General features: G+C 68.8%; 8 protein-coding genes and 1 pseudogene. 4 read left to right on the forward strand and 5 right to left on the reverse strand.

Going from position 1 to position 7246, the window contains the following annotated elements; translation table 11 throughout:
* Positions 1 to 352 precede the first annotated feature (352 nt).
* A complete protein-coding gene (locus tag VGO20_RS16010; RefSeq protein ID WP_327503372.1) occupies positions 353 to 1480 on the forward strand; it encodes a type III PLP-dependent enzyme in 1128 nt (375 codons plus the stop codon).
* A 91-nt stretch (positions 1481 to 1571) separates the two neighbouring features.
* Here VGO20_RS16010 and VGO20_RS16015 read toward each other — a convergent pair whose 3' ends face one another.
* The 3 genes from VGO20_RS16015 to VGO20_RS16025 all read right to left on the reverse strand — a co-directional run bounded on the left by VGO20_RS16015 (position 1572) and on the right by VGO20_RS16025 (position 4026).
* A complete protein-coding gene (locus tag VGO20_RS16015) occupies positions 1572 to 1790 on the reverse strand; it encodes a DUF1127 domain-containing protein (protein WP_327503373.1) in 219 nt (72 codons plus the stop codon).
* Positions 1791 to 1943: 153 nt separating this feature from the next.
* Positions 1944 to 2861, reverse strand: coding sequence for a DMT family transporter (locus VGO20_RS16020; protein ID WP_327503374.1), 918 nt, complete (start codon positions 2859 to 2861; stop codon positions 1944 to 1946).
* 16 nt (positions 2862 to 2877) lie between these two features.
* Positions 2878 to 4026 (reverse strand): pyridoxal phosphate-dependent aminotransferase, encoded by a 1149-nt coding sequence (locus tag VGO20_RS16025; RefSeq protein WP_327503375.1) that lies wholly within the window; start codon positions 4024 to 4026, stop codon positions 2878 to 2880.
* 155 nt (positions 4027 to 4181) lie between these two features.
* Here VGO20_RS16025 and VGO20_RS16030 point away from each other — a divergent pair, with 155 nt between their 5' ends.
* Positions 4182 to 4592, forward strand: coding sequence for a GFA family protein (locus VGO20_RS16030; protein WP_327503376.1), 411 nt, complete (start codon positions 4182 to 4184; stop codon positions 4590 to 4592).
* 56 nt (positions 4593 to 4648) lie between these two features.
* On the opposite strand, the gene VGO20_RS16035 is transcribed toward VGO20_RS16030, so the two are convergent.
* Both VGO20_RS16035 and VGO20_RS16040 read right to left on the reverse strand, forming a co-directional pair.
* Entirely contained in the window at positions 4649 to 5293 is a 645-nt protein-coding gene (locus tag VGO20_RS16035; RefSeq protein WP_327503377.1) for a CoA transferase subunit B, read from the reverse strand.
* A gap of 23 nt (positions 5294 to 5316) precedes the next feature.
* Positions 5317 to 6018 (reverse strand): CoA transferase subunit A, encoded by a 702-nt coding sequence (locus tag VGO20_RS16040; RefSeq protein ID WP_327503378.1) that lies wholly within the window; start codon positions 6016 to 6018, stop codon positions 5317 to 5319.
* Between the two features lie 173 nt (positions 6019 to 6191).
* On the opposite strand from VGO20_RS16040, the gene VGO20_RS16045 reads away from it, so the two are divergent.
* Both VGO20_RS16045 and VGO20_RS16050 read left to right on the forward strand, forming a co-directional pair.
* Positions 6192 to 6821: a MarC family protein gene (locus VGO20_RS16045; protein ID WP_327503379.1), complete on the forward strand. Its 630-nt coding sequence runs from the start codon at positions 6192 to 6194 to the stop codon at positions 6819 to 6821.
* A pseudogene (locus VGO20_RS16050) lies at positions 6818 to 7246 on the forward strand (HAD family hydrolase); the annotation flags it as partial. The gene VGO20_RS16045 and the pseudogene VGO20_RS16050, both read left to right, overlap by 4 nt.

Raw genomic sequence — 7246 nt, forward strand, 5'->3', positions numbered from 1 at the left:
TTTCTCCATTCGAGCGTCGATTTTCACTTCCAAGCGGGGGGCGTCGAGGTTATATCGGACGTCCGCGCTAGCACGTGCCCCTGGCCCCCACGGTAGCATCCAAGTGGGGTTATGCAACGACGAACGCGTATCCCCGACCGTCCCTTCAGCAAGGCGGCGTCTTGGAGGCTACGATGTTTGATGTTGTCCCCGGTGGGCCGATGCCCATCCGCACGACCTCTCCCAGATCCATTCGATTGCGCAAGGGCGCGACCGTAGCCTGAACGGCCCGGTCCGTGCGGCAAGGCCGCACGCGACGCCCGCATTCCCCTGCGCCTCACCCGTCCTGCACCCTTGTTTCCTGGAGACTGGGATGAACGAGAAGATTGCTCGTTTCCTGGAGGAGCGACGACCTGCGACCCCGTGCCTGGTGGTCGACCTGGACGTCGTCGCGAACAATTTCGGCGCGCTCTCGCAGGCGCTGCCGGATGCGCGGATCTACTACGCCGTGAAGGCGAACCCCGCGCCCGAGATTCTGCGGCTCCTGGTCGAGCTCGGTTCCAGCTTCGACACCGCGAGCGTGCCGGAGATCGAGATGTGCCTTGCCGCGGGCGCGGATCCCGCTCGGATTTCCTTCGGCAATACCATCAAGAAGCAGCGCGACGTCGTGCGTGCCTTCGAGCTGGGGGTCCGGCTGTTCGCCTTCGACAGCATGGCGGAACTGGAGAAGATCGCCGAGAGCGCGCCGGGCGCCAGGGTGTTCTGCCGCATCCTGACCTCGGGCGAGGGAGCGGAATGGCCGCTGTCGCGCAAGTTCGGCTGCGAGCCGGCGATGGCGCGCGACCTGCTGCTCGCGGCCGCGCGCATGGGTGTCGAGCCCTGCGGCGTCTCCTTCCACGTCGGCAGCCAGCAGAAGGACCTGGCGCAGTGGGACGTGGCGCTCGCCCAGACGGCGGAGCTGTTCCAGTCGCTCGAGGCGGAGGGGGTCCATCTCACGATGGTCAATCTCGGCGGCGGCTTTCCGACCCGCTACCGCACGGACGTGCCGGCGACGGAGGCTTACGGCGCGGCGATCCGTGAGGCGCTGCTGCGCCACTTCGGCAACCGCATCCCGGAGACGATCGTCGAGCCCGGACGCGGCATGGTCGGCAACGCCGGCGTGATCCAGAGCGAGGTCGTGCTGATCTCGCGCAAGTCCGCCAACGACAACCGGCGCTGGGTGTATCTCGACATCGGCAAGTTCGGCGGTCTCGCCGAGACGATGGACGAGGCGATCCAGTACCCGATCACGACCGAGCGCGCCGGCGATGCCGAGCCCGTGATCCTGGCCGGGCCGACCTGCGACAGCGCCGACGTCCTCTACGAGAAGGCGGACTATCGCCTGCCCGCGGACCTGCGCATCGGCGACAAGATCGCGATCCACGCCGCCGGGGCGTACACCACGACCTACGCCTCGGTCGCCTTCAACGGTTTCGAGCCGCTGTCCCAGTACTACATCTGATCCGGGATCCGACCCCGGACCTGGCCTAGGAAACGGAACGGGCCGCGCCCATGGCGCGGCCCGTTCCCGTTCGGCGAGGTGTCGTGACGCGTCAGGCGCGCCAGAACGGCTTGCGGGCCTCGTTGTAGACGTCCGCGTCGCTCAGGCCGATGTCGCGCAGCATGTGCGTGTCGAGCCCCGCGAGCTGGCGGCGGCTGGCGGCGCGCTCCTGCCAGACGGACACGAGCTCGACGACGTGGCGGACGAGGTCGGTCGCAGAGAGGCCGTTCCCGTGCCCGGCGGCGCCGGTCGGATTCAAGACGGTAGCCATTTCAGTCCCTATCGGAAAAAACCGGCGCCCCGTCGGCACCGGCAGCATCGTTTTGCTGCGCTGCAATATAGGTTGAGCCGCCCCTTTCGAGAAACGCAGCGGGCACATGTTTGATATGTACAAAGCGCCTGCCTGGATCGAACCGGCGGGCTTTCAGGCGCCGCGGGGCTCCCTGGCGTTGACGAGATAGATGCCGGCCCCCACGAGCGCCATGGCGAGCAGGAACGCAGCCGAGATCCGCTCGCCCAGCAGCAGCGCCCCCGCAGCGGTCCCGAACAGCGGCGTCAGGAACGAGAAGGAGGACAGGCGCGCCGCGGAGTAGCGGCCGATCAGCCAGAACCACACGAGATAGCTGGCCGACGCCACTACGACGACCTGATAGGCGAGGCCGAGCAGCGCCTCGCGCGTGGACGCCAGACGAGGCTCGACCACTTCGCCCAGCAGGGCCGAGACGGCGAACATCAGCGGAGCCGACCACAGGAGCTGGTGGAACAGGATGCGCTCGGGGCCGACGCGGGTCAGCCGGGTGGCTTTGATCAGCACCGTGGTCGCTCCCCAGAACACGGCAGCGGCGAGCACCATCGCGTCGCCGGCCAGCATGGCGGCGTCGGGCACCGTCAATCCGTCGGCGAAAGCCAGGACGACGCCCGCGAAGGCGCACAGCAGCCCGATCCACTGCAGGCGCCCGATCCGCTCGCCGGGAACGAAGAGATGGGAACCCAGCGCCACGACGAAGGGCGCGGTGTAGAGCAGGACCACGGCGCGCGACGCCTGGGTCAGCGCGAGGCCGGCATAGAGCAGCACGAACTCGATCCCGAACAGGATGCCGGCCAGGACCGCGACCGTCAGCATCCCCTCCATCGCGAACGGCCTGATGCCGCGCCAGGACGTCCAGGCCCATACCAGCATCAGCGCACCGACGGAGCGCAGCCCGGCCTGGAGCACCGGCGGGATGCCGGCCGCGGCCACCTTGACCGCCACCTGCTGCAAGCCCCAGGACGCGCACAGCAGGACCAGCAGCCCCATCGCCAGCCCGTCCAGCGCCCCGTTGCGCACGCCCCCCGACGACATGCCGCCCGTGTCCGGGTCAGCGCAAGGCGCGGGCGAGGCGCGACATCGCGTCCTCCAGCCGTTCTGGCGAACTGGCGAAGCACAGGCGCAGATGCCCCTCCCCGCCCTCGCCGAACGCTGCGCCGGGTGCAAGTCCGACTCGGGCCTCGTTGACCAGGCGTCTGGCAAGCGCGACGCTGTCCGTCGCCCCCTCGACGGAGAAGAAGGCGTAGAAGGCCGCCTGCGGCCGCGTCAGGCGCACGCCGGGCAGGTTCTGCAGCACGTCGCAGACGATGTCGCGGCCGCGGCGCGACCGCTCCACCATCTCGACGACGAAGGAGTCGCCGTGGTCCAGCGCCGTGACCCCGGCCATCTGGATGAAACCCGGCACGCCGGAATTGTTGAACTGGACCAGCTTCTCGTAATGGTCTCCGAAATCCGGCGGCGCCACGACCCAGCCCAGGCGCCAGCCGGTCATGGCCCAGTTCTTGGAAAAGCTGTTGAGCACGAGGACGCGGTCCTCGGGCTCGATCACGTGCAGCATCGTCGGCGCGTGGGGCGCATCGTAGACGAAGCGCGAATAGACCTCGTCCGACAGGATCCAGATGCCGTGCCGGCGCGCGAACTCGAGCAGCGCCCGCATGTCGTCCAACGGCATCGTCCAGCCGGTCGGGTTGCCTGGCGAGTTGATGAAGATCGCGCGCGTCCTCGGCCCGCAGGCATCGAACAGCCGGGCCGGATCGAGATGCCAGCCGGCTTCCCCGTGCTCGAGGCCCACGCTGCGTACGGCGCCGCCCAGCACCTTCACCGCCGAGAAGATGTTCGGCCACACCGGCGTGACGACCACGACCTCGTCGCCAGGGTCGACGATCGCCTGGAGCGAGATCATGATCGCGGTCATGCCCGAACCGTGGACGGTGATCCGGTCCGCGCCGAGGCGCACGCCATAGACACGCTCGTGATAGCGCGACAGCGCCTCGCGCAGTTCCGGCATGCCGCGGCAATAGGTATAGAACACGTGCCCGTCGCGCATGGCCCGGTCGCAGGCATCCACCACGAAACCCGGCGTCGGCATGTCGCCCTCGCCGAACCACAGCGGTGTGACGTCGCCGCGCGCCCGGCCGTAGAGGGCGAGGTCGGCGATGAGGCTGTTGGGCAAGGCCTCGATGGCGGGACGATAGCTCATGCGCGTGCTCGCTCGGATCCGTGGCGGTCGATGCAGGAGCGTAGCGCAGTTGCCGGCCCCATATAAGGCCGGCCGGACGCGGGCCAGGGAAACGAAGGGTTGCGTCCGGCGCAGGGCAAGCCACACCGACGTGTGTTCGACGACGGAGGAGATGAATGGAAACCGAGATCCACGAGGGCGGCTGTCTGTGCGGGGCGGTCCGCTACCGGGCCCAAGGCGTGCCCGCCTCGACCAATCTCTGCCATTGCACGCAGTGCCGGCGCCAGACCGGCTCGGCGATGCCTGCCTTTGCGACCTGGCCTCGGGACCAAGTCGAGCTGCTGCGGGGCACGCCCGCCGCCTATGCCGCCACGCCGGCCGCCGAGCGCAGCTTCTGCGCATCCTGCGGTTCGACGCTGTTCTGGCGCAGGCACGCGTCCGGCGACGTCGACGTGTTCCTGGGCACCCTCGACCGGCCGGAACGCATCCGCCCGCCCGATTTCGAGTTGTGGACCGTCCACCGCCAGCCCTGGGTGGCCCCGGTGCCGGGCGCCACCCAGCGCCGCGAGGGAATGTCGGAGGACTGAGGAATGGAAACGGCCCTCTCGCGCGACGGCGCGGGAGAGGGCCGGGAAGGACCGGCTCAGACCGCGACCTGGAACTCGGCCTCGGTCTTGACGCGGATCTCGTCGACGGTGACGCCCGGCGCGAGCTCGATCAGCTTCACCCCGCCGTCGCCGTGCTTGTCGATCGTGAACACGGCAAGCTCGGTGATCAGCAGGTCGACGACCTTGGCGCCGGTCAGCGGCAGCGTGCACCCCTTCAGGAACTTCGGCTCGCCGTCCTTGGCCGTGTGCTCCATCACGACGACGACCTTCTTGACCCCGGCGACCAGGTCCATGGCGCCGCCCATCCCCTTGACCATCTTGCCGGGGATCATCCAGTTGGCGAGGTCGCCGTTGCCGGCCACCTGCATCGCGCCCAGGATCGACAGGTCGATGTGACCGCCGCGGATCATGGCGAAGCTGTCGGCGCTGCTGAAGTAGCTGGTCTTCGGCAGCTCCGTGATGGTCTGCTTGCCGGCGTTGATGAGGTCCGGGTCCTCGTCGCCCTCGAACGGGAACGGGCCCATGCCGAGCATGCCGTTCTCGGACTGGAGCGTCACCTCCATGCCCTCGGGTATGTAGTTGGCGACCAGCGTCGGGATGCCGATGCCGAGATTGACGTAGAAGCCGTCCCGAAGCTCCTTCGCGGCGCGCGCCGCAATCTCCTCGCGAGTCCAAGCCATGGTCGTGTCTCCTCGTCTTGCGGTCAGGCCCGCTTGCGGACGGTGCGCTGCTCGATGCGCTTCTCGTAGCCCCGGCCCTGGACGATGCGCTGGACGTAGATGCCGGGCGTGTGGATGTGGTCGGGATCGAGTTCGCCGGGCTGGACCAGGACCTCGACCTCGGCGACGGTCGTGCGGCCGGCCGTCGCCATCATCGGGTTGAAGTTGCGCGAGGTCTTGCGGAACACGAGGTTGCCCTCGGTGTCGCCCTTCCAGGCCTTCACGATCGACAGGTCGGCAGTCAGGCCGCGTTCCATCACGTAGGTCTCGCCGTCGAACTCGCGCACCTCCTTGCCTTCCGCGACCAGCGTGCCGACGCCGGTCTTGGTGAAGAAGGCCGGGATGCCGGCGCCGCCCGCGCGGATGCGCTCGGCGAGCGTGCCCTGCGGATTGAACTCCAGCTCGAGCTCGCCCGACAGGTACTGCTGGGCGAAGGTCTTGTTCTCGCCGACGTAGGAGGAGACCATCTTGCGGATCTGGCGGGTGTCCAGCAGCTTGCCGAGGCCCCAGCCGTCGACGCCGCAGTTGTTGGAGATCACCGTCAGCCCCTTGACGCCGCTCGCGACGAGCGCGTCGATCAGGTTCTCCGGAATGCCGCACAGGCCGAAGCCGCCGGCCATGATCGTCATGTCGTCGAACAGAAGGCCGTCCAGGGCGCTCTCGGCGTCGGCGTAGACCTTTTTCATCCCTCGTTTCCCCTCTTCTTCCACGGGCCGGGCGGGCTTGCCCTTGCTTAGGACGGTGCCGGGCACGGTGTCAATCGGCACCGGCGCGCGTTCGCCCTCCGGGACCGGTTGCGCCGCCCGCCCCGCGGCGTGTAGACAGGCCGGATCCGCCGACGGGAATCCTGCTGCTCCTGATGATCGACCTCGTGGTCACCTCCGCCGTGGCGCTGCTGGTCACGATCGACCCGATCGGGATCGGCCCGGTCTTCGCGGCGCTGACGCGCGGCTCCGACCCGGCGCATCGCCGGCGCATGGCGGTCAAGGGCGTCCTGATCGCGGCGCTGATCCTTTTCGTCTTCGCCTTCGGCGGCGACTTCCTGCTGCGGGCTCTCGGCATCGGCTTCCCGGCGTTCCGGATCGCGGGCGGCATCCTGCTGCTGCTGCTCGCGGTGGACATGGTGTTCGCGCGGCCCTCCGGCCTGCGCTCGACGACCGAGAGCGAACGCGAGGAAGCGACCCACCGGCAGGACATCTCGGTGTTCCCGGTCGCGATCCCGCTGATCGCCGGACCGGGCGCGCTGACGACCGTCGTCTTGATGATGGGACGGGCGGGAACGGACCCGCTGCTCGCGGCCGCGGTGCTCGGCGTGCTGGCGGCGGTGCTGGCCGCCACGCTCGCGGTGCTGCTGGCGGCCGGCGCGATGACGCGGCTGCTCGGCGTCACGGGAACCAACGTGATCAGCCGGGTGCTCGGCATCCTGCTGGCGGCGCTCGCCTGCCAGTTCGTGATCGACGGGCTCCTCGAAAGCGGGATAGCGGGATGAGACCGACGATCGGCCTGGATGGCGACGACACGCTCTGGCACAACGAGACCCTGTTCTCAATGACCCAGGAACGCTTCCGCGCGATGCTCGGCGAGCATGTCCGGGGGACGGAGGTCGACGACCGGCTGCTGGCGACGGAGCGGGCGAACCTGCGACTGTTCGGCTACGGCATCAAGGGCTTCGTGCTGTCCATGATCGAGACGGCGGTCGAGGTGACCGAGGGCCGCATCCCGGCCGCGGACATCCACCGCCTGATCGAGTTCGGCAAGGAAATGCTGCAGCACCCCGTGGAGCTGCTGGACGGCGTGGCCGACACGGTCGAGGCGCTGTCCGCCGCCGGATGGGACCTGATCCTGGTCACCAAGGGCGACCTGTTCGACCAGGAGAGCAAGTTCGCGCGCAGCGGCCTGCTCGCCCATTTCCGC

Source organism: Arenibaculum sp., from assembly GCF_035998295.1.
Classification (GTDB): Bacteria; Pseudomonadota; Alphaproteobacteria; order Azospirillales; family Azospirillaceae; genus DASYHS01.